Raw genomic sequence first — 1,689 nt, 5'->3', positions numbered from 1 at the left:
CATTATCCCCAAACCAAATCCATCCACCCCTTCATTATTACTTATACATTTTATTTCTTTAACTCCACTTTCTCTCAAATCTCCAATTAAATCCTCTTTAATACCACACATTCCAAATCCACCAATTTCAATCTTTTTCCCATCATCAATTACATCATCTAATTCCTTCTTTTCATTTTCATACACTTTTTCTTACCTCCTCTTCCTCCTCCTTTTCTTTTTTCTCCTCCCCCTCTCTTTTCTTTTTCCCTTTCCCCCCTTTCTCCCCCCTCCTTTCTCTTTTTTTTTCTCCCCTTCCTTATTCCTTTTCTTTACTTCCCCTTTTTTCTCCTCTTTTCCCTCTCCTTTTCTTTTTTCCCCCCTCCCCTTCCTTTTTTCCTTTTTTTTTTCCCCCTCCTTCTCCCTTCCTCCCTTCTCCTCCCTTCTTTTTCCCCCTTTCCTCTCCCTTCCTTCCCTCCCCTTTTCCTTCCCTCCTTCTCCCTTCTTCCTTTTCTTCCCCTCCCCTCCCCTTCCCCCTTTTCTCCCCTCTTTTTCCCTTCCTCTCCTCCTCCCTTCCCTCTCTTTTTTCCCTTCTCTCTCCCCCTCCCCCTTCCCCCTTTTTTCTTTTTCTTCTTTTTCCTCCTTTCTTTCCTCTCCCTTTCTCTCTTTCTCCCTTTCCCCCTCCCCTTCCCTTCCCTTCTCTCTTCTCCTTTCTTCCCTTCTCCTTTCCTCCCTCTTCTTTTTTTCCCTTTTTTCTCCCCTCTCCCCTTTTTCCTCTTCTTTTTCCTCTTTTTCTTCCTTCTTCTTCTCCCTCTCTTTTTTTCCTTTCTTCCTCCTCTTTCTTTCTCTTTTCTTTTTCTCTCCTTTCTCTCCCTCTTTCTCCTCCTTTCTTCTTCCCTCCTCTCCCTTTCTTTCCTCTCCCCCCCCTTCTTTCCCTCCTCCCTCTCTTTTCTTCCTCTCCCCCTCTCCCTTTTCTCTTCCCCTTTTTTCTCCTCCCCCCCCCTTCCTTCCTCTTCTTCTTCCTCTCTTTTTCTTCTTCTTTTTTCCCTTCCAGCCCCCCCCTCTTCCGCCCCTCCCCCCCTTCCCTCCTCCCCCCCTCTTTTTCCTTTCTTTTCCCTTCCTCCTCTCCCCCCCTTCCCCTCCCCCCCCTCCCCCCTCCTTCCCTTTTTTCTCTTTTCCCCCTTTTTCTTTTCTTTTTTCTTTCTCCTCTTTCCCTTTTTCTCCTCCCTTTTCCTTTTTTCCCTTTTTTTTCTCCTTTTTTTTTTTCCCTTCCTTTCCCCTTTTCCCCCTTTTCCTCCCTTCCCCCTCCTCCTCTTTTTCCTTTTCCTCCCTCTCCTTCTTCTTCTTTTTTCCCTCCTCTCCTTCCTTTTCTTTTCCCCTCCTTTTTTTTTTTTTCCTCTTCTCCCTTTTTTTCTCCCCTTCTTTCTCCCCCTCTCCTCTCCCTTTCTTCTCTCCCCCCTTTCTCTCCTTTCTCCCCCTCCCTTCTTTCCTCTCTCCCTTCTTCTTTCCCTCTCTTCCCCTTTTTTTCTTCCTTCCTTTCTTCCCCCCTTCTTCCTCTTCCTTCTCCTCCCTCTTCCTCTTTCTTTTCCTTCTCTCTTTCTCTTCCTTCCTTCCTCCCTTTTCTTTCTTTTTCCCCCTCCCTCCCCTCCTTTTCTCTTCTCTCTTCTTCTCCTTCTTCCCCCTCTTTCTCTTCTCCCCCTCTCCTCTCCC

Annotated in this window: 2 protein-coding genes; both read right to left on the bottom strand. The window is 46.7% G+C overall.

The annotated features are described in order from the left end of the window. Nucleotides 1-186: CoA-transferase (locus tag FHK88_RS11360; protein WP_319800166.1), on the bottom strand; the 186-nt coding region annotated here is incomplete at its 3' end. 6 nt (nucleotides 187-192) lie between these two features. Beyond that, nucleotides 193-1,689 (bottom strand): hypothetical protein (locus FHK88_RS11355; RefSeq protein WP_227430871.1); only part of this gene is annotated, 1,497 nt, incomplete at its 5' end.

This window comes from Psychrobacter sp. I-STPA6b (genome assembly GCF_020662265.1).
In the GTDB taxonomy this organism is placed as follows: Bacteria; Pseudomonadota; Gammaproteobacteria; order Pseudomonadales; family Moraxellaceae; genus Psychrobacter.
The sequence above is the reverse complement of the archived record's forward strand: the minus strand, read 5'-3'. Positions and strand labels throughout refer to the sequence as shown.